Source organism: Paenibacillus sp. FSL R7-0048, from assembly GCF_038004505.1.
Taxonomy (GTDB): Bacteria; Bacillota; Bacilli; order Paenibacillales; family Paenibacillaceae; genus Paenibacillus_AQ; species Paenibacillus_AQ odorifer.
Map to the genome: position 1 here is coordinate 3,788,945 of NZ_JBBORF010000001.1, position 23,502 is coordinate 3,812,446.

Sequence of the window (23,502 nt, forward strand, 5' to 3'; positions counted from 1 at the left end):
TCCTCTATTAACGAACAATAAAATTGTCTTAACTGGAAACAATTCTTTAGATTGTGTTAATCTGTCTAATAGTGAACTCGGTTTAGAAAGAGGGAAGTTACTTGAAAAGAAACGTGTTATATATTGAAGATAATGAGAAGATAGGCAGTTGGGTAAAGGAAGAATTGGAACAACGAGGATTTTCAGTACAGTGGCTGCTTTCTGGTGAAGGAGCTGAAAAAGAAGTAAATCAGCATGAAATCGTTATTTTGGATATCATGTTACCCGGTTTAGACGGATTTACTGTGGGGAAACGATTAAAAAAGGCAGCTCCTGCTGTTCCTATTTTGCTGTTAACTGCTCGAACATCGATAGATGACAAGGTAGAAGGGTTACAATTTGCTGATGACTATTTAACGAAACCATTCCATACGGATGAACTAATTGCTAGATTAGAAGTATTAATCCGTCGAAAGGGCGGAACACATTCCGAACGCATTTCATTAGGGAATTATATTGAAGTAGATCCGGAAATCCAAACGGTATTTGACAAACACACAGGAGAAGAAATTATATTGACAGGGAAACAACATCATATTTTGATGTACTTCTTACGCCACCCTAATCAAGTTTTACCAAAAGAACAAATCTATGAAGCCATCTGGGAAGAAGCTTATATCACAGGTGATAAAACATTAATGGTACATATTCATCGACTGCGTCAAAAGCTGGAACGCCATCCAGACTCCCCAGAGATTATTGAAACATTGAAGGGAATAGGCTATCGGGTGAAACTATGAAACAGACTAAATCATTATTTCGTCGTTTTCTAAAAGGACATTTTCTATTTATCTTTTTACCTCCGATCGTACTTATTTTCTTATCTGCGTTCATTGCGTCTCCTTTTAATGAAGAAGAGCTGAATAAGTTAAATTATTTTTACATTGTACTTCTTGTGTTTGGTTTTATTATTGTCGCATTTGTGGTAATCTCTTGGATTTTCTTCTTGAGACTTCGTAAACGTCTCACCTGCTTACAGGAAGTCATGTCATTTTCAGCTAATCATAACTCATTTCCTAAACCAATAGCTGTTCAAAGTGATCGTATGGATGAAATAGACCAGTTAGGAAGTTCCTTTAATTGGATGATTCAACAGCTTGAAGACAGTCGCAAGCGAGAACATGAAGAGGAATTGTTACGACATCGACTCATCGCGAATTTATCTCACGACTTACGAACGCCGCTTACCATTTTGAGAGGACATGTCACCCGATTAAATAAAGAATCAATGAGTCTAGAAGGACAAAACTCATTATCAGAGATGAACCATACGATTACTAGAGTCGGAGATCTAATGGATGATTTACTTTCCTATACATTGCTTACATCAGGAAAACATCCTTTTGAGCCCACTTCAACAGATATTGGACGTTTAGTAAGAGCATCTGTTGCTGCGTGGTATCCTGTATTTGAAGAAAAAGAAATCCGAATCGAGGTTGATTTACCGACAGAGAAGACTTTTTATTGGGAAGCAGATCCTAAATGGATGACACGTGTTCTGGATAATTTATTTCAGAATATTCTTCGCCATGCAGCAGAGGGGAAATATGTAAACATTGTGGTTGATGTAGAAAAAGAACAGATCATTGTTGCAGACAGAGGTCCGGGGATGGATAACTCTTCCTATGAGCGTGGGGCGGGGATAGGTTTATCGACTTCAAATTATATGTTGAATAAAATGAAGCTTAAAGCTGACTTTACATCAAATGAAAACGGCACAACAGTGGCTATTGGTAGAGCTTAACCTAAAGTTAAACCAGAAGTAAACAGCAGGATAACCGAGATGTAACTTTGCTTCTTTATAATTAGAACCATAACAGAAAGGAAGTGTTATGGTTGCTTACAATTAATAACTTAGTCAAACATCGCGGAACTGGGAAAATCTTATCAGGTATCAGTTTTAAAGCTAGACCTGGCAGAGTAACTGGTTTTCTAGGTCCAAATGGAGCAGGTAAAAGCTCTACACTTCGCATCCTGCTTGGATTAGATCGTGCTACCTCAGGGAGTGCACTAATCAATGGAAAGCCATACGCAGAATTACATAATCCTGTATCAACAGTAGGTGCCGCACTTGATGGATTTGGAGCTCATCGTATGCGAACAGGACGGGCACACTTGCGTTGGATTGCCCGTGCCGCAGGATTGTCTAACTCACGTGTCGAGGAAGTTCTGGAAATAGTAGGTCTTACTAATGCAGCCGGAAAAAGAGTTGGGAAGTATTCTCTTGGTATGGGGAGGAGACTTGGAATAGCAGCTGCGCTACTCGGTGATCCAAAAGTATTGATTTTAGATGAACCCGTAAATGGGCTCGACCCAGAAGGAATTCGGTGGATTCGGACATTTTTACGTGAACGTGCTGAGTCTGGAAATACGGTGTTGTTATCCAGTCATCTAATGGGAGAGCTTGCAGAGACGGTTGATGATGTGGTGATTATTAAGCATGGAACTATCGTTGCAGATGGAACATTGGAAGAAGTAATAGGTAACTATTCCACGCTGGAGGAAGCCTTTTTTGCCCTGACATCTGAAAATGCGGGTGAAGTTGTATGAGCGCATTTAACGCGGAACTATCTAAATTGTTCTCCTTACCGGGTATTTGGCTTGCTTATCTCATTGGAGCGTTTGCCCCAGCGCTTATTGCTGCCTTGGACAGCATAGCACAAAAAGAGGAGATTATAGCTGGAGTTAGCACGCGGCTATCGGAAGTTGGCTATATCGGGTTAGCTCTTGGTGTGCAAGGCGTTATTATTCTTGGTGTGCTTGCTGTCAGCAGTGAGTATTTGACAGAGAGCAGTGAATCTGGTGGAGGACAACAGATTACAACGAGTTTAACTGTTGTTTCATCCCGTCTTCATTTTTTGCTGGCAAAAGCAGGCGCTGTGACTTTGATCAGCATACTGCTTTGTATTGTTGCTATTATGACAACTGTGTCTGTAAGTCATCTTATTCTTGGTGAATATGCCCCTGCATTTGAATGGTCCAGACTTATCGGTGCCATTTGTTACTGGACATTCACTGCTCTTTTAGCACTTGGAATTACTTTGCTAACTAAGAATGGCATCCTCCCGCTTGCTGTGCTCATAATAAATTCATCCGTTGTATCATTTAGTGTCCTGTTGTATAGGGTTACAAAGTTGGCGTTTTACTTACCAGATAGAGCTGGCGCTGAAATGTTTATGTTTACGGACAACACGTCCACAGGCAGTTTATTCGAGAGGTTTCACACCCCCTTCACAGGCGGTTTAGTCATGTTTGCCTGGGTAGTCGTTGTTTTCATTGTTGCAGCTATTGTATTCCATAGGAGGGACGTTGCAGCATGAGTGTCTCATCTAGTAGAAAGATAACACAAATCCTGGGTGCTGAACTGGATAAATTAGTTACATTACCATTGATAGGGCTCACTCTTTTGGTTACATTCATTCTTAATTTAGGTTTAGCCGCCGCTTTTACTTCTGTTGATCTACAAGGGGCAGCAGGAACGCAAAATATACTGAATACAGGACTTTCTTCTATGGGATATCTTCAAGCAGGATTCATTATTCTTGGTATCTTAGCTACTTGTTCAGAGTATACAGGGGGACAGATTCGAACTACTTTAACTACGATACCTTGGCGAGGGTTTCAATTATCCACGAAGTATTTGGCCTTGACCATTATAACCATTCCTGCGGCGTCTTTTACTACTGCATCAGGTGTACTATATACCTTTATCATGATGAAAGACACAGCAGTAGTGATTGAAATAGACGAAATGATAAAATCATTAGCAGGTGCAACAGGCTATCTAACTTTAACCACACTTCTCAGTGCAGCTATAGGTGCTTTATTAAGACGAACTACGCCTGCTTTAGTGGTACTGCTTGGCTATTACTTCATTGTCAGTCCATTGTCGAAAGATTTTCTACACAATACTAAATATTTTTTTCCAGATACAGCAGGATATTATATGTATATGCCGCCTTCCTCCGATGAAATAAATGTCCTTACACCAATGGAAGGGACAGGTATTTCCCTGTTATGGACACTGATCTTTATTACAGCAGCTATTATATTTTACCGTAAACGAGATGCCTAACTCTGAACTAGCTGATTTGATCATTAAACTAGAATAATATGCAACAAACATTGATGTTTGGATAAAAGATGTTTATGAGCAATTCAATGACTAAGTATTTGCTCTTAAGAACGGACACCAATATGAGTGTCCGTTTATTTTATAAATCTGGACTGATCAGTTCAGATATGTTATATTTCAATGACGGGAGGTGTTACTTATCGCTAGGACAAAAGAATTTAACAAAGATCAAGCGCTGCATCAAGCTATGCTGTTGTTTTGGAAAAAAGGATACGAAGCGGCTAGCATACCGGATTTACTAGAGGTGATGGGCATTAGCCGATCCAGCCTTTACGATACGTTTTCCGACAAGCAAACCTTGTATACAGATGCCCTTGAGCATTATAAAAAGGGGAATTTCAATAAGCAGGCTATTCTTGAACATGCATCTAGTGTTAGAGATGGAATTCTTCAATTTTTTGAGTATCATATTGCTTCAGCATACGATACCAGCCTGCCGGGCGGGTGTTTTGTTACGAATGTAGCTACAACATTGGAGTCGCCAGATGAAAAAATTAATGAGTTGATAAAGACTAGTTTTTTGGAATTAGAGCAAGCTTTTTGTGACCTTTTAGAAAAGGGCCAGCAACGGGGAGAAATTGATAAAACGACTGATATCAAAGCGTTGTCTTATTTATTGTTGAATTTACATCAAAGCATTAATATTATGGCCAAAGCAGATCAGAATCCGGAACGTGCAAAAGAGATGATTAGCTTTGTAATAGCAGGAATCTAATTTTTTTTAATTATTTCGGAACGATCGTTCCGTTATCATGTTTCCCATATTTTGAAGGTGCTAATTAAGGAGTATGTGTTAGACTATATTTTTTTAATTATTACGGAACGATCATTCCATTATTGAGAAATCCCTCAAAATAAGGAGAGGTGTCTAATGAAAGTATCGTTTATTGGGCTTGGAAATATGGGGCTCCCAATGGCCCAAAATCTATTGAAAGCGGGTTATGAATTAGTCATCTTTAATCGGACCCCTGAAAAAGTTGAACCCTTAATGAAACAGGGAGCACGATATGCCAAAACACCGCTAGAGGCAGTGAAAGAAAGCAATCTTGTAATTACCATGCTTTCTGATGATGCTGCTTTGAAGGAGGTCGTCGAGGGACCAGATGGTGTTCTGAATGGATTGTCGGAAAATGGAATTCACATCTCTGCCAGTACAATCAGCGTAGATCTGGCTCGAAAATTATCCGTCTCGCATGCGGAGCGAAAGCAACACTTTGTGTCTGCCACGGTGATGGGGCGCCCAGATGCCGCTAAAGAAGCTAAATTGCGTATTATTTTAGCCGGTCCGGAACAAGCAAGACAACGGGTACTTCCCGTTTTAACAGTATTGGGTCAAGAGATAGTAGAGATTGGGGATCACGGCGAAGAAGGGAACGTTGTGAAAATTGGTGTTAACTTTCTAATTGCTTCAATGCTGGAAGCTTTGTCGGAAGTGCAGCTAATGGTAGAAAAGCACGGTATTGATTCGTCCCGATTTATGAATGTCGTGAATGCTCTTTTTCAATCTCCAATATATCAGAACTATGGAGCGATCATGAGCGAACAACGCTTTGAACCGGCCGGTTTTAAAATGAAGCTTGGGTTAAAAGATGTTGCATTGGCTATTGAGGCAGCGAAGTCCGTTCAAACTCCTCTACCTTTAGGTCAGCTTATCCACCATCACTTGTCTGAAGGAATCGCCAATGGTTATGGTGAGTTGGATTGGACGGCTTTAATCCGTTGTCTTGAGCATTCTTCTTAAAAAATTGGGTTGCACCGATGATGTCGGGCGAATTGCTAGAGAAAATATAAGGAGAGATTAACTATGGAAATAGGTGTTACTTCGTTCATAGAAACAAAGCCTGATACTGAGACCGGAGTTGTGATGAGTCACGCACAGCGATTACGAGAAGTCGTCGAAGAAATCGTCCTTGCGGATCAGGTAGGACTTGATGTGTTTGGCATAGGTGAGCATCATCGTGAAGATTATGCAGCTTCATCACCCGCAGTGGTGTTGTCTGCTGCAGCCCCCCTAACAAAGCGGATTCGATTGACGAGTGCTGTGACGGTTCTTTCATCAGCTGATCCTGTCCGTGTGTTTCAGGATTTTGCCACGCTTGACGGCTTATCCAATGGACGTGCCGAGATTATAGCGGGCCGGGGTTCCTTTGTTGAATCCTTTCCGCTTTTTGGGTATGACTTGCATGACTATGAGGATTTATTTAATGAAAACATCGAGCTGCTTCTGAAAATACGGGAATCTGAGAAAGTTACATGGAGTGGAGGACATCGATCAGCGATAAATAATCTGGGTGTATACCCGCGCCCTGTTCAGCACTCTTTACCCATATGGATTGGTAGTGGCGGTACCCAGGAGTCTGCCGTGCGTGCAGGACTTCTGGGCCTGCCATTAGTCCTGGCGATTATCGGTGGAAACCCAACCAATTTTGCACCGCTTGTACAACTGTATAAAAAGGCGGCAGCTCATGCCGGACATGATGCATCACGGCTTCAGGTAGGTTCACATTCCATCGGATTTGTTGCAGAAGATACGGAACAGGCAGCAGAACTCTTTTTTCCGTCAACCCAGTACGGTATGAATAAGCTCGGCAAAGAACGGGGGTGGGCGTACTACGATCGTTCCAGCTATGATGCTGCCCGACGCTTTGATGGTGCGTTGTATGTAGGGGATCCGGAAACAGTCGCCCAAAAAATAATCCATCTGCGTAAGCATGTAGGGATTACACGATTCATGATGTATGTTCCCTTAAGTACGATGCCGCATGAGTTGGTTATGCGGGCTATAGAACTGCTCGGTACAGAAGTTGCGCCGCGAGTACGAGAGGAAATTGCCAAGTGGGAAGCTCAAATGGGATAAGGATTATCTATGAATAAGACGTAAACGAACGAATTCATTATTTTATTTGGAGGGATTATTATGAGTGTTGAACCACGTATACTACCAGAATTAAGAGAGGTTTATTCACAATTTCCTGGGTTTGAATTGGAGAAGAATTTAGAGTGGAGCAGGAGCTTAGTTTCAGCTGCATCCGTGGAAGGATCAGAGCATGTAAACACAACCAGGCGCAAAATCCCGAGGGATGGAGGCGAGATGCTGGTGAAAATTTATGAGCCTGCCGGGCGAACGAATGACTTGTTACCTGCCATGCTATGGATTCACGGGGGAGGATACGTGTTAGGACATCCGGATATGGACGACGAATTATGCGAACGTTTTGTTCAGACAGCTGAATGTATAGTCGTATCGGTTGATTATAGGCTTGCTCCCGAGCACCCTTATCCGGCGGCGATCGAAGATTGTTATGCTGGATTGGTATGGATGACGGAGGAGGCAGCCTTGCTTGGCATTGATGTGGATCGGGTTGCAATTGCCGGTGCTAGCGGTGGCGGCGGACTGACAGCAGCACTCGCGCTGATGGCGCGTGATAAAGGAGGACCGTCTCTTATTTTCCAAATGCCATTATACCCGATGCTTGACAACCGTAACATCACACCGTCCAGTCATGAGATTACGGAAGCAGACGCAATCTGGAAACGAACAGACAACATAGCAGCTTGGAACATGTACCTGGGCGAGGAGAGCGATGTCAGAGGAGAATCTACTTATGCAGTACCCTCGAGAGCGGAGAACTTGGCAGGTTTGCCGCCAGCCTATACTTGTATAGGTCAGCTCGATCTATTCCGAGACGAGACAATGGAGTATGTGGCACGACTTGCACAAGCAGGTGTGGATGTCGAATTCCACCTGTATCCCGGTTGTTTTCACCTTTTCGAAATTTTTGCTCCAGAAACAGAAGTGAGTCAGCGCGCTGTTCAGGGCTATATGGATGCGATGGCCCGGGCACTTCATCCTAGCTAATTATAGGGACTAAAATAAACTGCGAATACGCAGAAAAAGTTGAATGGTTATTTAAGTAGAGACACGTAATTATTCGGGAAAGATTCATAAAAAAGATGAGGTTGTTGATTTTAAAAACAGCCTCATCTTTTGTTATATATTATTGATTTCAAAAAAGGCTTAGATTACTATCGTATTGTTCATTGGAAGCTTATTTCTTCAATTTTTATTTACATGATGCAAAACAGTTTAAATATTGATAGGGTAGGCTTATATATTTGTAGACAGCTTGATCCAAATTATATCTAGTGATAAGGAGAATACAACATGTGGGATAAGATTAAGGGTGGGCTTTACGGCTTATTGATTGGAGATGCTCTTGGTGTCCCCTATGAATTCAGATCAGTGGAGCAGCTCCCACCTCTGGAGCAGATTGAGTTTACTCCTCCTGTGGGCTTTCAGCCCACCTACCGAGATGTTCCAGCCGGCACCTGGTCGGATGATGGTGCGCAGGCACTATGTCTGCTGGAGAGTCTGATCGATAAAGGTACACTGGAGCTAACTGATTTTGCTGACAAATTGGTCGACTGGTATCATGAAGGTAGATGGGCAGTAGCCCAACAAGTTTTTGATGTTGGAATACAAACCAGTCGTACGTTGTCTACTTATTACCAAGGAATGTCCCCTTACGAGAGTGGCAATACAGTTCCTGATGGGAAAGGGAATGGGGCGCTAATGCGCGTGCTACCACTTGCCTTGTGGCACAAAGGAACAGATAAACAACTCGTTCAGGATGCACATACTCAATGCCTTGTAACTCATGCACATATCTGTAATCAGGTATGTTGTGCCTTCTATGTGTTAATTGCACGTGAACTGTTGCAAGAGCAAGACTTCAATCTGTGCTACCGAACTGCTCTTAGCAAGCTTCGAACGATCTACCAGCAGATGCCTGAGCATGAACGGGAGCTCGAAGAGAACATTCATCCAGATAAAGTATTCTATGGCGAAGGATCTGGTTATGTTGTGGATTCCTTGTTCAGTGCGTGTATGATCCTCCAAACCTGCACTTCCTACGAAGATGCCGTCAAACGAGCAGTTGCCTTAGGCAACGACACGGATACAACAGCCTGTATCACAGGTGGTCTTGCCGGAATCCGATATGGGTATGAGCATATCCCTCAGCGCTGGATCAACCAGCTGCGAGAGACAGATCTGGTTGATCAACTGCTGCTCCGTCTTCAATCTGCATGAGGAGTACTAGGTTCTATTAGCACTAACTATGAGGAGGAATGGGAATGAACGCAGCAGTACAGAGGTTTTTAGACGATGTGTGGAGCGAGATGATAACCATATACAACAAAGAGACTATAAGAATAAATGAATTCATAGGAAATCGTCCGCTCCAGGCAGGGATAAAGGATTATCTTCAGGTAGCTTGGCGTGACGGAAAAATACATATTGAAGTTGAAGAACCGTTCGATTGGACGGACAGCTCTTATGAAATCGAAGCAGGTCCTTATATCGCCGAACTCACGGATGAATTAATTAGATCTGAACTTTACCCGGCATTATGCAAGAGAGTGGAGGAGCTTTTTTTATCAGAGAAGTTAGGTCCTCGTTTTTTTGATTACCGATTCCAGATCGTACTTTCCTTTGAAATGGAGGACGAAGACTTAACACTTTGCGTGCATCTGGTTAACGAAGAGAAGCTGAACGAACTCCGCAAATCATTACAGAAGTTTATAACATCCAAAATCATGTCTGATCTTCCCGTATTGCCGAGTGTTGATGACCAGTTTTTCTTTTCTCATCACTTGATGAACCCTGATCTTATACAGCAAGAAGAAAATGCGGTTGGCCCATTAATTGAGCATTTATCCGACAAGCTCAGAAGTAATAGGCGACGCTTAGACGAATGGACTGGCCAGTATACTTTGGCTATGGATAATTGGATTCAAAATATTTTTCTTCCATGCTATTTTGTGCGTACAGGCAGCTTTAGAATGGATTGGATACCTAAAGAGGATATGGCGCTTATGGATCCGAATGCAGATCAACTTTCCTTTTTTGTATATGCCGCTCTGCAAATTGGAAAAACGAAACCGGACATCCGGGAACAATATTTGAAACTAGCTGTCCAGCTTGGTTCAAAACACGCAGCGGAGTATATCCTGAGGGGAAGCGGGAAATTCACTCCAGTATATAAAGGGACCCGTGTTGAAGTTGATAATAATGATGTAACACAGAGCATTGAAGTCCGGATTTTGAACGAGGAGGAAGCAGCTTATGGAGAAGCATTGGATCACATTACCGAATTGCTGCAGCAGGGATTCCCGAAGGAATATAACCTGAAGCTGAAAAGCAAACAAAGGAACTATCTTCCTCTAAAAAAAATGGCTAAATCAGGTCTTCATCAGTTTTTTGCTGGTGCACTAGCCTATCCGTCTCTTTTTCCTAAGCTGGCTGCGTATGCGGATATCGCTATGGAGCCCTATGCGTGGTACAAGGACACGGAACCGGGTGAAAAGTCGGTCATGCCTGGTACCTATGCTGTACTCGGATTAGGATTATATAGCAAGGAATATTTCTCACTCGTCTCTCGTTATATGGAGAGGGTAGATTCGGAGCACCAAATGATACAGCATAGTTATGCGGAGACCTTTATTGATACGCACGGTGTGGAGGCTGAGCTTATGCCAGTTCTAGTCGACATTCTGCTAGCAGGAAATGAGGAAGCAAGAGCTGTCAAAAACTTCGTGATCGATCGGGTCGAGCTTGCAGAAGCGCTGCTTCAAGAGCTGTCGCCTAAAGAAATATATGAACGGGAGCAGGTTCTATACCGGATATTCGGAAGCCGTGCAAAGCTGGAAAAATCCGTGAAGTCAGAGCAGACGGAACTTGAGCTTAGAGTTATTCTCTCGGAGCTACTGACTCTTATAAGTTAATTACGATATATAAAAATGGAATTCCCTATTGGTTCGGGCAGGAAGATGATGATGTTTTTATTGTGGCTTCAGTGGAGCCAAGTGGTTTATCATTTTATGCACAGATGAGTAATAGTGATTAGAGTTCTTGGATAGAGAGATTTAAATTGGAAGCGACAAAAGTATTAGGATTTGATGTTGGTGAACCCGAAGACGGGTTTATGTAATGAAGTGCACAATTTAATTGTGGGGATGATTTCGTGTTTACTGAAATGGTAGCTCAATATTTACCTGTTCTCTTAGAAAAAGAGGGTGATTATTTATTCGAGTATAAAGACGGAATAGTAAACCTTAAAAAAACAGTCCACCTATTGGTACGTTAGTTGAACAAGATTAGAGGAAATCCCTTTTAATAGGGGTTTCTTTTTATTTTTACAAATTTAAAGTTAGTTCTGTTGATAAGCCTTAAATAAGTACCTGCCTGTGGAAATAGAAGAATTTGCTTGCCCTTCGCAGAATTTTCTGTTATTTTTGATAGTAACAATATGTTATTAACTAAATGATACTAAGTATAACTAATTTTTTTTTCGCTCTATGAATGAGTGGAAAAAGCGGAGGGATGTAAGATGAAAAAGGTAGCGGCTAACTGGAATCTGTTCGAAATTACGTGGTTGATACTATTTACCTCAATCGCTGTCGGGTTTACAGTGATTACAAAGGACTCTTTATTCGGATTCACGGTATTTATTACTGGGGTGTTATGCGTGGTGCTAGCAGCGAAGGGCAACCTGATGAGCTATGTTTTCGGCATGTACAATACCATCGGTTATGCTTATTTGGCCTATATTAACGGTTTGTTTGGAGAGGTTATGCTGAATCTGCTATTCTTTGTTCCAATGAATGTCATTGGCTTCTACATGTGGAAAAATAATCGCCAAAAAGACGGTAGACTGACCATGCGGCAGATGGATCTTAGAAGACTGCTCCTCGTTGGGATGGTCTGTGTAATCGGCTGTTTAGTGCTCGGATTTGGGCTTTCGTTCATTCCGGGACAGAATTCGCCTTACATTGATGCCACTACAACGGTACTGTCTGTTGTGGCGACCTTCTTAATGGTTAGAAGATTCAAGGAACAATGGCTGGTCTATATCGTGCTAAATCTCTTTACGGTGCTGCTGTGGGCGATTCGCATGCTGGAGGGCAGCGGGGAAGGCCTACTGATGATCGTGATGTGGAGCGCGTATCTGGTCAACGCAGTTTACGGGTACTATATTTGGAATAAAGGGGCGAAGGAGGTGGCGGCATGAACACGCTTGGACTAACACTGGGGAAGTTTGCCCCGCTGCATAAAGGCCATCAGTTCATGATTGAAACGGCGCTACAAGAGGTCGATGAATTGATCCTAGTCATTTACGAAACGACAGTCACTCCGATCCCGCTTCATGTCCGGGCAAATTGGATTCGCAGGCTCTATCCGGAAGTCCGGGTAATCGAAGCTTGGGATGGTCCGGATGGATATTCGGATGACAGGGAGCATGAGGTTCGGGAAGAACAGTATATACTCGGTTTGCTGAACGGAGAGCAAGTAACGCATTTTTACTCGAGCGAATTCTACGGCAAACATATGAGTCTCGCTTTGGGTGCAATAGACCGGCGGGTGGATGAAGCCCGAGAGCGGGTCCCGATCTCAGCGACGATGGTCCGTTCCAATCCATATCAGTACAGGGAGTTCGTAAGTGATATCGTGTACCGGGATTTGATCACGAAATTGGTATTCGTTGGAGCGATGTCAACGGGTAAGTCGACGATCACCGAAGCACTGGCACAGCGATATTGCACAACGTTCGCAAGCGAATACGGACGCGATTATTGGACCGAACATCAGGTGGACCGCCGAATCGGCTTGGAAGCGTTCGATGAAATCGCGGTGGGTCATATCGAGCGCGAAGAACAGGCAATGCTTGCGGCGAACCGGGTTCTGTTCGTCGATACCAATGCGATCACGACGTATATGTTCGCCCTAGATTACCACGGCCGGGCCCCCGAGCTGTTAACCCGGATCGCTCTGGAGAACGCGCAACGTTATGATCTGTTCTTCTTATGCGCTGACGATATTCCTTACGACGATACGTGGGACCGCAGCGGGGATCAGAAGCGGCATGTCTTTCATAAACAGATTATCGCGGATTTAAAGGAGCGGCGGATCCCCTATATTACGCTGTGGGGGAGCCTGGAGGAACGTATACGCAAGGTAGATGAAGTGTTGGCAAAGTTCGAGCCTTACGGAAACTATTTCGGAGAGCTGAACGATTAATTCAAATATAAAGGAGGCATACCCACTTGGATTTGTTGGATAAGGATGGACTTACGGAATCTGAATTTTTGAAGCAATACAAGGCAGGCGATTACGAGCGTCCTTCAGTGACAACGGATATGGTTATCTTCACTGTGACGGAAGACGAGGCTGACAGTTATCGCAAACTACCAGAAAAAGAGCTACGCGTCCTACTAATTCGCCGGGGGGCTCACCCCTTCCTGGGCAAATGGGCGCTGCCTGGCGGTTTTGTCCGGCCGAATGAGACGACTGAGCAGGCAGCAGTAAGGGAACTATGCGAGGAAACCGGCGTGGAAGATGTTTATCTGGAGCAGCTGTATACGTTCAGTGATATCGGGCGCGACCCACGAACCTGGGTAATAAGCTGCAGCTATATGGCTCTGATTAACAGCGACAAGTTGGAGTTAAAGGCAGGAGATGATGCAGCAGACGCCGCCTGGTTCAAGGTATCCTATCGGCCGCTGCGGGAGCAAAAAGAGCTGTTTGAGGACGGATACATCAAGACGCTGGAGTACGAACTCAAACTAAGCAGTGAAGAAGAAGAACTTTCGGCGGTCGTGGCGAGGACTATGACAGCGAAGACTACATCGACTGGCACGGATTATGAGATCGTATCGAATGACGGATTGGCCTTCGACCATGCGAAGATCATAGCATGCGCTATTGATCGGTTACGGGGAAAAGTGAATTACACCGATATTGCACTGCACTTGATGCCGAAGCTTTTTACCTTGACGGAACTGCAGCAGGTTTATGAGGTAATTATGGATAAAGAGCTGTTGAAGGCGGCCTTCCGGCGTAAAGTAGCCGATCTTGTAGTGGAGACCGATCATTATACCGAAAATGCGGGGCATAGACCATCCCGCTTATATCGGAGAAATTTGGAGGGTTAACGATGATTTACAATATCGATGAGTTAAGAAAAGCATATAACGAGGGGAAAAAGTTCAAATTCGTGTTTTTTTGGGGACATACACCGCCTAAGGACGGGAGCGTTGATAAAAGCTGCTTCAGCCAATGGTGGCTGTGCACGTTCACGGTAGAGGGAACGCAGTACTCATGTGCCGAGCAGTTTATGATGGCCGAGAAGGCAAGGTTGTTCGGCGATGACGAAATGCTGGAGTCCATCCTTAAAGCTAAGCATCCAAAGGAGATGAAGGCTTTTGGACGTGCGGTCCAGAACTTTGACAAAGATATTTGGGATAAGGAATGTTACAGCATCGTCAAAAGAGCCAGCTTGGCCAAATTTTCGCAGAATCCGAAGCTTAACGATTATCTTAACTCCACGAAGAACCGCATCCTCGTCGAGGCTAGCCCGCGGGACCGTATTTGGGGGATCGGCATGGGCCAGTCCAATCCGGATGCGGAGAATCCCATGAAATGGCGGGGCAGAAATCTGCTGGGGTTCGCACTGACGGAAGCGCGGGACGAGTTGCTGCGGAGTTAGATTTATACAAGATTAAATTAATGGACTTGAGGAAATCAATGACAGGATGAGGGATGACCGTGAAATATACCGATTATATCTGCCTGAAAACAGGAAGATACCAATCAGTAGGAAAGTTTGGCGATAATATTTATGCATATGAGGTCCTTACGGGGGTAACCGACTCCCCGGAGTACCATCAAATTTCTAAGGCGGAATTCGATTCTTTTGAAACTTGGAGCCAAGAGTACATTTCGGATCTTAAAAAAATGTATGAAATCATTAACCGTCCCGTTATCTGCAGCGGCTACTTAGGGAGAGCGGAACTTGATCCTTCACTGCTTCGGAATATTTAGCTGTAAATAATATCTTCTACTGAGAGTATAGAAACGATTCTTCGCTCAGAGGACAAGAACATAGTCTCACTGGATGCCGCGCTGTGCGCGGCTTTTTTTATCGGTACATGTTCTTGTCTTTTGTTTAGGGCAAGAACTTGTCCCCAATGTCACTTAATGATGATATACTTACCTCATTAATTATGATATTGATAATCAATATCAATTGAATTGATAGGTGATATATAAATTGCAAAAGGTGAGATGAAGGAGCGCAGATAGATGCAAGACGAAGCAGCAGCAAGCCAGGTATTTACACCGGAGATGATCGATACGATGGCCCACATTTGGACACGTTCGATCATTACATTAATAGATGTACGTTTTCAGAATGTAGCGTCCCAATACCCGTTGGAGCAGTATAAAATGCCTAGTAGCATGTTTATCTATGCATGTGGAGGAGAAGCACAAATTCAACTGAATGAAACCACATTTGGAATGGAACGCTTTGGTTTAGTTCACGGAGGGAAGGGGAGCCTGCTCAGTATTTCGCCTAAAGGGGAGAATGTGAAGACCTTTATGGTATTTTATAAAGCAGAATTACCTCTTTTTTTCAAGAGGCACCTGCAGCAATTACTGGAGGAAGTAAATCCATTTGTTCAACAGTATGGTTATACACCAAGTAATCCTATCTTGCTACTCGATTGGTTTCAACAGATGATGAATGGCTGGAACCGCGGCAAAGCGATGGATCAGCTGCAGGCCAAAAGTTTTCTATATCAATTGATACATGGGGTGTTCAGAGATTTTGAGAGTGGTGAAATTCGGTATCTCCAGCCAGATCCAGCCTGTTCTGCCAAGATATATCTCGATAAACATTACATGCAGCCGATTATGTTCCAAGAAATTGCTGATATGTTTGGGATCAGTGGCGGGCAATTGACGCGGCTGTTCAAAAAAAAGGAAGGCATGAGCTTACAGGAGTACCTCATTCAGAGAAGGATTGAAGCTGCCTGCCATGACTTGAAACATACAGAAGCAACCATTAAAGAGATCGCAACAGGATCTGGTTTTGCAGATGAGAAAAATCTGTTTCGGATGTTTAAGAAGTATTACAAGATGACACCAAGTGATTATCGGAAAATAAACGCACTATCTATGCAGGTTGATGGTATTGATAATGATTCTCATTTTCTTTACTATGAGAGGGAACTAGCGGGTCTAGTCCAGTCTTATAGAGAAGGGGAATCAACCATGTTTGGAAAAGTAAGAAGTAAAGAAATGATCTTGGCGGCGACGATGAGCTTGATGCTGTTATTGTCGGCATGTGCGTCGGGAACGCCATCGAATAACGGGGGAACGGTGAATTCAAACCCTGCGCAGACACAACAGACGACACAACCGGAAGTATCGGAGACGAATGCTTCAGAAGCAGTCTCGCAGACGAGAACGATATCCACAGTAAAGGGTGACGTTAAGGTACCGAACAACCCTCAGCGTGTTGTAGTCGATTATTTGGTTGGTGATGTGGTGGCCCTAGGTGTAACTCCTTTAGGAGTGGCGAGAGCGGCAAGGGACGGGAAAGAGGCTGTTTTTGCTAACCATATTACAGACTCTATTAAAATAGCTATGGAGCCGGAAGATGTCATGACTCTTGAGCCTGATCTGATCATTTTAGCATGGGGCGATGAAAATTATGAAGATTTATCCAAAATTGCCCCGACAATTTATGTCCCTTATGGTGATATGACTACAGAAGAGCGGATACATTTTATTGGTGATGTTTTGAACAAGCAGGAAGAGGCTAAGGCTGTTCTGAGTGCTTATGCCGGAAAAATAGAAGAAGCGAAGCTAGCCCTTCAGAATGCAGGTCTTTCAGACGTGACGATTACTATGGGGGAATTCAGTGATAAAAGTAACTACATCGCTGGAGCCAAGCATGCGGTTGGCGAGCTTGTTTATGATGGACTTAAAATGAAGGCACCTTCAAAAGTTCAAACTGATATTATTGACACAGATAAATATTGGGGAGATATCTCTATGGAGGTCTTGGCTGCTTACATAGGGGATTATCTAATCGCTATAGGAGATACGGAAGTCCCTACTGATAATGCGGTCTGGAAATCGCTACCTGCTGTGCAACATAATCGGATCATATCGGTGGGTACATCGCTATCTTGGTCCACGGATATAATGACTTCCAGTGCATTGATTGATCATATTGTAAATCAATTGCTGGCTATGGCTAGATAAGGATTTTGACGAGGTAAAAAGAAGTACTCCAATTTGTAAATATGACTATCAGTAGGTAAGGAAAGGAAAGCGTAATGAAAAACAAGCCTGAACAAAAACGCCGTGGGGCGGTGAATTTCACCATGTACATGGTGGTAGGGCTTGGATTAACGGTTCTCATGTCGGCGGCGTCGATTAGCTTCGGCGCCGCCGACATGAGGTTAGCGACTGCATGGGAGGCTATTTTCCGATTTGATCCAACGCTCACTGAGCATCAAATTATACAAACCCTACGTCTTCCGCGTACCGTAGCCGATCTGATCGTCGGATGCAGCCTTGCGGTATGTGGGGCTATTATGCAGGGAACGACGCGAAATCCGCTGGCTGACTCCGGGCTGATGGGCATCAGCTCTGGTGCAGCATTCGCGATTGCTCTTTGCCTGGCCTTTCTGCCGGGTTATTCGTATGGGCATATGATGCTGTTTGCTTGTCTGGGAGCAGCACTCGCGACCGGGATCACTTACTTCATCGCGTCACTGGGCAAGCGCGGGATGACGCCTCAGCGGCTGGTACTGGCAGGACTGTCCATCTCTATGCTATTTGGCGCACTCAGTCAGTATTTAGCGATCAATTATAATCTGGGTCGAGCATTAGCATTCTGGACAGCAGGCAGTACAGCGGGGGTTAAGTGGGGGGAATTGCTGATCATCTCACCGCTATTTGTTGGTGGTGTACTGCTGGCGCTGGCGCTATCTCCTTCTGTTACACTGCTCAGTTTGGGGGATGATGTGGCAAGTGGACTCGGTATTCGTAGCGGACTGGTCAAAGGTTTATCGACGATTATCGTGCTCGTGCTGACTGGATTGGCTGTTGTCTTAGTTGGTCCGATCGGGTTTGTTGGTCTGATTACCCCACATATTGTGCGATACATGGTCGGTGTCGACTATCGTTACATTATTCCGGCAGTTGCACTATATGGTGCGTTGCTGACCGTGTCGGCCGATCTGGCTGGCCGCTTGATCAATAAGCCGTTCGAAACACCGATTGGTATTATATTTTCTATCATTGGTGTGCCGTACTTTCTCTTCCTAGCTCGCAAGCAAAGGAGGGAATCTGAATGATCAAGCAGCGTTATACGGTGCAAAGGGGCATTATCGTCAATATAGTGCTTATGGTGCTCATCCTTATGTTTGCTGTCATTAGCATGAATTCTGGCAAAATGAATCTTTCACCGCTAGAAGTGCTGAATGTTCTCCTCGGAAACGGTACAGATAAGCAAAATCTGATCGTGTTCGATTTTCGCCTGCCACGAATCACACTGTCGATCTTGGTAGGTCTGGGAATGGGAGCGGCTGGGGTCGTGATGCAGAGTTTGCTGCGTAATGACATGGCTAGTCCAGGGACGCTGGGGATTAGTTCGGGATCGGGTTTGTTTGTCCTGTTCTTCGTCGTATTCATCGCATCGACAGGAAAGGGCTCCTTTATTGCCCTACCACTACTGGCCTTTGTTGGCGGATTATTTGCGGCGGGATTGATCTTCTTATTGTCGTATCGCCGTGGGCGAGATATTTCGCCAATCGGTTTGATCTTAACCGGGGTCGCACTCGGAAGCGGGTATGAAGCGCTGACCACCTTCCTGACTCTCAAGCTGAATGATTCGCAGATGGATTTCATGCTGCATTGGCTGGCGGGAAGCTTATGGGGCGCTGATTGGCGTTATATTTCCGTACTGGCACCATGGGTCTTGATTTTACTCGGCTATATTTTCTACAAGTCTCGCATACTTAACACCCTCCATCTGGGCAATCAGACGGCAGAAGGGCTGGGTCTTGCCGTGAAGCGGCAGTTTTTGGGGTTGTCGATCGCTGCGGTTGCTTTATCCTCTGGCAGTGTGGCCGTGGGCGGAAGCTTCTTTTTCGTTGGCTTGATCGCTCCGCATGTGGCAAGAAAACTGGTCGGGCCCGATCACAAATTGCTCATTCCGGCTGCCAGCCTGACCGGAGGATTAGTCGTGGTGCTGGCTGACACGATTACGCGCACGGTTAGCTTGGGGGGAGATGTGCCGACGGGAATCGTCATTACGGTCATCAGTGTTCCGTACTTTCTTTATTTACTATCGAAGGCCAATTAGGAGGACGTCATGGAAAGTATTACAGCGCAACAAATCGATATTGCCTATAATGACACGCTTATCGTAAAAGAACTGAACTTGCAGATTCCGCGTGGACAGATTACCTCGATTATTGGTCCCAATGGATGCGGCAAATCAACCGTACTAAAGGCAGTCGGTCGGTTGCTCAAGACGAATAATGGTACGGTTTATCTGAATGGCGCCGATATCCGTACGCTGTCCACCAAGGAAGTGGCCAAGCAGATGGCGATTCTGCCGCAGACGCCGACCGCACCGAGCGGTTTGACGGTCGGTCAATTAATCGCCTATGGGCGTTTTCCACATCAACGGGGCTTCGGCAAGCTCTCCAAAGAGGATAAGCAAGTAGTAGCCTGGGCTCTATCGGTTACACAGCTTACAGCGTTTGAGCATCGTGAGGTCGATACGCTATCTGGCGGTCAGCGTCAGCGCGTATGGATTGCGATGGCGCTCGCCCAGCAAACCGATCTGATCCTGCTGGATGAACCCACAACCTATCTGGACCTGGCGCATCAGCTTGAAGTGCTGGAACTGCTCTATGAACTAAATCGCAGTCAACAGGTGACGATTGTGATGGTGCTGCATGACCTGAATCTGGCAGCACGCTTCTCCGACTATATGGTGGCGATTCGTGAGGGTCAGGTGGTGGAGCATGGTTCGCCAGAGCGTGTAATGACGGTACGGACGCTGCGTGAGGTATTTGCCATTGATGCCGAGATTATGCTGGAACCACGAACAGGGCGACCGGTGTATGTGACGTACGAGCTCTTGCGTGATAATCGTAGAGAACAAGGTGTGGATCAAGGATTCCCAAAAGCTAAGGAACAGAAGGAGGCGATTGCCACTTGAAAATCGCATAGCGTGTCCTCCTAGGCGCACGGAAATACTGGTGCAGTTAGGCATTGGATTTGCCGGTGTCATGATAGCCACGATTCAACGCGTATAGCCTTTGGTGTAGCTTCCACAAGCAACTAACTCCATGAAAGTGGGCTAAGGCTTGTTGCAGAGGGGAGAGATAATAATAAATAACAACATATCCTAAATTCACAGCCGCAGGTAACTAGCTTGCGGGCTTTTTTTATTATTCGGAGCACTAGATTACGTGATTAATTTGAGAGAACCAGTATATATAACTCTAAATGAAGCAAGGAGGACTATTGAAGGTATCAGAGGAATGCGCAACAAGCAGATTGCCCGGAAACTGCAGATGGGGACCGCAACACAGCAGTTGAGAAGATCAGCTGGTTCAGACTCAGGCGCACAATCACAATAGAATCTAAACGTGGCTGAAATCTTGGAACAGATGTATCACACGGTGAAGACAAATCGGGCTGAACCGTACCATAAATAGGGTGAAAAGTTGAGTTGAAGGTTGAAGCTTTAATGCTAAATATATCAGGAATAGTTCTCCATCATTTGATATAAATAATTTCGAAAGTCTTCAACATAGGTTTTGGGCTCTACAACTTTTAGATGAGTGCCGAAGCTTGCTAAAAGTTGAAATCCCATACGATTTTGTGGGACATAAATGGTTGCTAATAAAAATCCAGAATTATGGTCTTCAATACTTCTTCGACCATACCTTTCGATGATTTGATCTTTTATGCTAGGCGATATCCAGGCCTTAATCGTGACGAATTCAGGTAGATAATTTGCTTCGTGTACTTGCTCTGACCAATCGTCTCTAGGATGAAACGCGCGTTCATCCATAGTAATATGATCGATCCGAGATAACTTGAAAGTTCGATATCCCTGTCGATGTAAACAGAATCCTTTCAAGTACCAACTCGATTCGCTAAAATGCAGCTCATAGGGCTCGACCATTCTATTCGTTACAGCCCCGTCCTTATCTGTATAATCAAACGAAACCAGCCTCTTTTTTGAAATGGATTCTTGATATGTCTTTAAGGTTTCAAGAATCTCGGACCGACCTTCCCAATCATAAAACGACAGTTGAATGGAACGATTTAGAGACAATGGACTAACCATTGCCTCTATTTTTTTTATCGTTCTTTCAACTTCTTCAGTACGGAGGATTTGTTCCAATCCGCCGAGCGCAGTTAATATATTCTGTAAATCGGAGCTGCTTAAAAGGCGTTTATCAACCTTGTATTCATCCATTATGCCGTAGCCCCCTTTGACCCCATTGACAGAGTAGATCGGGATGTTCGATAAGCTCAATGTTTCCATATCGCGAAGGATCGTTCTTTTGGAGACATTGAATAGTTGTGAGAATTCCGTTGTAGAAACAACCTCTTTTTTCAGCAATATCATGATAATCGAAATGAGTCTCTCCACTTTGTCCATAATTGCCCTCTTTTTTTTCATGATTTCAGAAAGGTGACACCTAGATGTCACCTTTTATTCATTATACTACAAGTATCACAAGAAGGAGGTTTTAATTCAATGTTTAATCCAACCGATTTTCCCAAGCCCACCCTTATTTCAGCCAACGGTGTGGAACTCGAAGTGTTTGAAGCAGGCCGAGAAAACGCAGGAAAACCTATTGTACTCTGCCACGGCTGGCCAGAGCATGCCTTTTCTTGGCGCCATCAGATGGACGCACTTGCCGCAGCGGGCTACCATGCCATCGTCCCCAACCAGCGGGGTTACGGCAACTCATCCCGTCCGACCGAAGTAACAGACTATGACATTGAACACTTGTCGGGTGATCTCATCGCGCTTCTCGATCACTATGGATACGAGGACGCTACCTTTGTCGGTCATGACTGGGGTGCATTCGTCGTTTGGGGACTGACCTTGTTGCATCCAAACCGCGTCAATAAAGTGATAAATCTGAGCTTGCCTTACCAAGAGCGCGGAGAAAAACCCTGGATCGAGTTCATGGAAGAAATACTTGGCGGCGATTTCTATTTCGTCCACTTCAATCGACAGCCAGGCGTCGCGGACGCCGTATTCGAAGACAATACATACAGGTTCCTTCGCAACCTGTACCGGAAGAACGAGCCTCTCAGAGCACCTGAGCCAGGTATGGCGTTGATCAATCTCGCCAGAGCAGAAACACCGCTCGGTGAGCCCGTATTGAGCGAAAGCGAGCTGGCCGTTTACGTCTCCGCATTTGAAACATCAGGGTTCACGGGCAGCATAAATTGGTACAGGAACCTTGACCGCAACTGGCGCTTATTGGCGAAAGTGAACCCAATCATCCAGCAGCCGACCCTCATGATCTACGGCGACCGGGATGTGGTTGCGAAGTCTGAAAACCTGACAAAGTTCGTGCCCAATGTGGAAGTGGTCAATCTGGATTGCGGTCATTGGATCCAGGAAGAAAAGCCGGAAGAAACAAACCAAGCGATTTTAAAATGGCTGGAACAATGGGAGATGTAGTTTTTTTCAACAACCAAGAAGAGTTTAACGATTGGTTAGAAGAACATCATGCTGAAGCTAGTGAAATTTGGGTGGGCTATTTTGGGATAAGTACAGGTCGTGCAAGCCTTACTTGGTCTGCATCAGTAGATGCCGCTCTTTGTTTTGGGTGGATTGACGGTATACGAAAAACCATTGATAAACAAAGCTATAAGATTCGCTTTACTCCGCGCAAAGTAAATAGTGTATGGAGTGCTGTGAACGTAAAGAAGGTAAAAGCACTAATACAGTTTGGAAAGATGAGACCTGAAGGAATGCACGTCTTTAACAACAGAACCGATGCACAAGGCTATTCCTCTGAACAAAGAAACGTGGAACTTGCTAAAGAATATGAAGAACAAATCAAGGCAAATCAAACAGCCTGGCTATTCTTCACTAATTTATCACCATCCTATAAAAGAGATTCAATCTGGTGGGTAATGAGCGCCAAGAAAGAGGAAACACGATTAAGAAGGCTTGGAATATTGATCGCTTCATCTGAAGAAGGGCTAAAATTTCAACATTGCAAAAAATATATTACAGAATAAGGAAATATAAATAACAAAAGAATGGTTAAAAGGATTTTTGGTACTGCATAAATCTGGGTCTATTGTTTCCCTGATCTATAGGAGAGAGGAGCTACTGTATTTCTCAATCAATTAGGGTTTAATTCTCATCAAAAGTCAGAACGTTTTAAATGCGAGGCATAAATCAAATCGC

Annotated in this window: 23 protein-coding genes; 22 read left to right on the forward strand and 1 reads right to left on the reverse strand. The window is 44.4% G+C overall.

Annotated features, from left to right (window positions below):
* The first annotated feature begins 101 nt into the window (after positions 1-101).
* From NSQ91_RS16850 to NSQ91_RS16945, 20 genes are all read left to right on the forward strand, one after another.
* The gene (locus NSQ91_RS16850; RefSeq protein WP_076190267.1) at positions 102-779 is read left to right on the forward strand and encodes a response regulator transcription factor; all 678 of its coding nucleotides are present in this window, start codon (positions 102-104) and stop codon (positions 777-779) included.
* Positions 776-1,783 carry a sensor histidine kinase gene (locus tag NSQ91_RS16855; RefSeq protein ID WP_076217650.1) on the forward strand — a complete coding sequence of 336 codons (1,008 nt, stop codon included), beginning with the start codon at positions 776-778 and terminating at the stop codon, positions 1,781-1,783. The genes NSQ91_RS16850 and NSQ91_RS16855 overlap by 4 nt, the downstream gene beginning before the upstream one ends.
* A gap of 83 nt (positions 1,784-1,866) precedes the next feature.
* Positions 1,867-2,589: an ABC transporter ATP-binding protein gene (locus NSQ91_RS16860; RefSeq protein WP_249267692.1), complete on the forward strand. Its 723-nt coding sequence runs from the start codon at positions 1,867-1,869 to the stop codon at positions 2,587-2,589.
* Positions 2,586-3,359: an ABC transporter permease gene (locus NSQ91_RS16865; protein WP_076303674.1), complete on the forward strand. Its 774-nt coding sequence runs from the start codon at positions 2,586-2,588 to the stop codon at positions 3,357-3,359. The genes NSQ91_RS16860 and NSQ91_RS16865 overlap by 4 nt, the downstream gene beginning before the upstream one ends.
* A complete protein-coding gene (locus tag NSQ91_RS16870) occupies positions 3,356-4,114 on the forward strand; it encodes an ABC transporter permease (RefSeq protein ID WP_076126564.1) in 759 nt (252 codons plus the stop codon). Before NSQ91_RS16865 ends, NSQ91_RS16870 begins: the two co-directional genes overlap by 4 nt.
* A 190-nt stretch (positions 4,115-4,304) precedes the next feature.
* The gene (locus tag NSQ91_RS16875; protein ID WP_249267693.1) at positions 4,305-4,889 is read left to right on the forward strand and encodes a TetR/AcrR family transcriptional regulator; all 585 of its coding nucleotides are present in this window, start codon (positions 4,305-4,307) and stop codon (positions 4,887-4,889) included.
* A gap of 156 nt (positions 4,890-5,045) precedes the next feature.
* Positions 5,046-5,915 carry an NAD(P)-dependent oxidoreductase gene (locus NSQ91_RS16880; RefSeq protein ID WP_076217647.1) on the forward strand — a complete coding sequence of 290 codons (870 nt, stop codon included), beginning with the start codon at positions 5,046-5,048 and terminating at the stop codon, positions 5,913-5,915.
* Between the two features lie 63 nt (positions 5,916-5,978).
* Positions 5,979-7,031, forward strand: a complete 1,053-nt coding sequence (locus NSQ91_RS16885; protein ID WP_076303673.1) for an LLM class flavin-dependent oxidoreductase — start codon at positions 5,979-5,981, stop codon at positions 7,029-7,031.
* 60 nt (positions 7,032-7,091) lie between these two features.
* The gene (locus NSQ91_RS16890) at positions 7,092-8,033 is read left to right on the forward strand and encodes an alpha/beta hydrolase (RefSeq protein WP_076303672.1); all 942 of its coding nucleotides are present in this window, start codon (positions 7,092-7,094) and stop codon (positions 8,031-8,033) included.
* Positions 8,034-8,339: 306 nt separating this feature from the next.
* Positions 8,340-9,266 (forward strand): ADP-ribosylglycohydrolase family protein, encoded by a 927-nt coding sequence (locus NSQ91_RS16895; RefSeq protein ID WP_076303671.1) that lies wholly within the window; start codon positions 8,340-8,342, stop codon positions 9,264-9,266.
* A 44-nt stretch (positions 9,267-9,310) separates the two neighbouring features.
* Complete coding sequence (locus NSQ91_RS16900) at positions 9,311-10,960, forward strand: DUF6138 family protein (protein WP_340918977.1); 1,650 nt, start codon at positions 9,311-9,313, stop codon at positions 10,958-10,960.
* A 605-nt stretch (positions 10,961-11,565) separates the two neighbouring features.
* Complete coding sequence (gene pnuC / locus NSQ91_RS16905; protein ID WP_076217644.1) at positions 11,566-12,246, forward strand: nicotinamide riboside transporter PnuC; 681 nt, start codon at positions 11,566-11,568, stop codon at positions 12,244-12,246.
* Positions 12,243-13,253: an AAA family ATPase gene (locus tag NSQ91_RS16910; RefSeq protein ID WP_340918980.1), complete on the forward strand. Its 1,011-nt coding sequence runs from the start codon at positions 12,243-12,245 to the stop codon at positions 13,251-13,253. The genes pnuC and NSQ91_RS16910 overlap by 4 nt, the downstream gene beginning before the upstream one ends.
* A gap of 26 nt (positions 13,254-13,279) precedes the next feature.
* Positions 13,280-14,167, forward strand: coding sequence for an NUDIX hydrolase (locus tag NSQ91_RS16915; protein ID WP_340918983.1), 888 nt, complete (start codon positions 13,280-13,282; stop codon positions 14,165-14,167).
* Positions 14,168-14,169: 2 nt separating this feature from the next.
* Positions 14,170-14,721, forward strand: coding sequence for an NADAR family protein (locus tag NSQ91_RS16920; protein WP_076184876.1), 552 nt, complete (start codon positions 14,170-14,172; stop codon positions 14,719-14,721).
* A gap of 59 nt (positions 14,722-14,780) precedes the next feature.
* Positions 14,781-15,056 (forward strand): hypothetical protein, encoded by a 276-nt coding sequence (locus tag NSQ91_RS16925; protein ID WP_143763838.1) that lies wholly within the window; start codon positions 14,781-14,783, stop codon positions 15,054-15,056.
* A gap of 261 nt (positions 15,057-15,317) precedes the next feature.
* Positions 15,318-17,288: an AraC family transcriptional regulator gene (locus tag NSQ91_RS16930; RefSeq protein WP_340918988.1), complete on the forward strand. Its 1,971-nt coding sequence runs from the start codon at positions 15,318-15,320 to the stop codon at positions 17,286-17,288.
* A 74-nt stretch (positions 17,289-17,362) separates the two neighbouring features.
* Positions 17,363-18,388, forward strand: coding sequence for a FecCD family ABC transporter permease (locus NSQ91_RS16935; protein ID WP_076126583.1), 1,026 nt, complete (start codon positions 17,363-17,365; stop codon positions 18,386-18,388).
* Positions 18,385-19,398 (forward strand): FecCD family ABC transporter permease, encoded by a 1,014-nt coding sequence (locus NSQ91_RS16940; RefSeq protein ID WP_076303664.1) that lies wholly within the window; start codon positions 18,385-18,387, stop codon positions 19,396-19,398. The genes NSQ91_RS16935 and NSQ91_RS16940 overlap by 4 nt, the downstream gene beginning before the upstream one ends.
* Before the next feature lie 9 nt (positions 19,399-19,407).
* The gene (locus NSQ91_RS16945) at positions 19,408-20,265 is read left to right on the forward strand and encodes an ABC transporter ATP-binding protein (RefSeq protein WP_076190254.1); all 858 of its coding nucleotides are present in this window, start codon (positions 19,408-19,410) and stop codon (positions 20,263-20,265) included.
* Positions 20,266-20,811: 546 nt separating this feature from the next.
* On the opposite strand, the gene NSQ91_RS16950 is transcribed toward NSQ91_RS16945, so the two are convergent.
* Entirely contained in the window at positions 20,812-21,723 is a 912-nt protein-coding gene (locus NSQ91_RS16950) for a helix-turn-helix transcriptional regulator (protein ID WP_076126589.1), read from the reverse strand.
* Positions 21,724-21,822: 99 nt separating this feature from the next.
* Here NSQ91_RS16950 and NSQ91_RS16955 point away from each other — a divergent pair, with 99 nt between their 5' ends.
* Positions 21,823-22,764: an alpha/beta fold hydrolase gene (locus NSQ91_RS16955; protein WP_076281777.1), complete on the forward strand. Its 942-nt coding sequence runs from the start codon at positions 21,823-21,825 to the stop codon at positions 22,762-22,764.
* Positions 22,740-23,330 carry a YdeI/OmpD-associated family protein gene (locus NSQ91_RS16960; RefSeq protein WP_232061375.1) on the forward strand — a complete coding sequence of 197 codons (591 nt, stop codon included), beginning with the start codon at positions 22,740-22,742 and terminating at the stop codon, positions 23,328-23,330. The genes NSQ91_RS16955 and NSQ91_RS16960 overlap by 25 nt, the downstream gene beginning before the upstream one ends.
* The last annotated feature ends 172 nt before the right edge of the window (positions 23,331-23,502 follow it).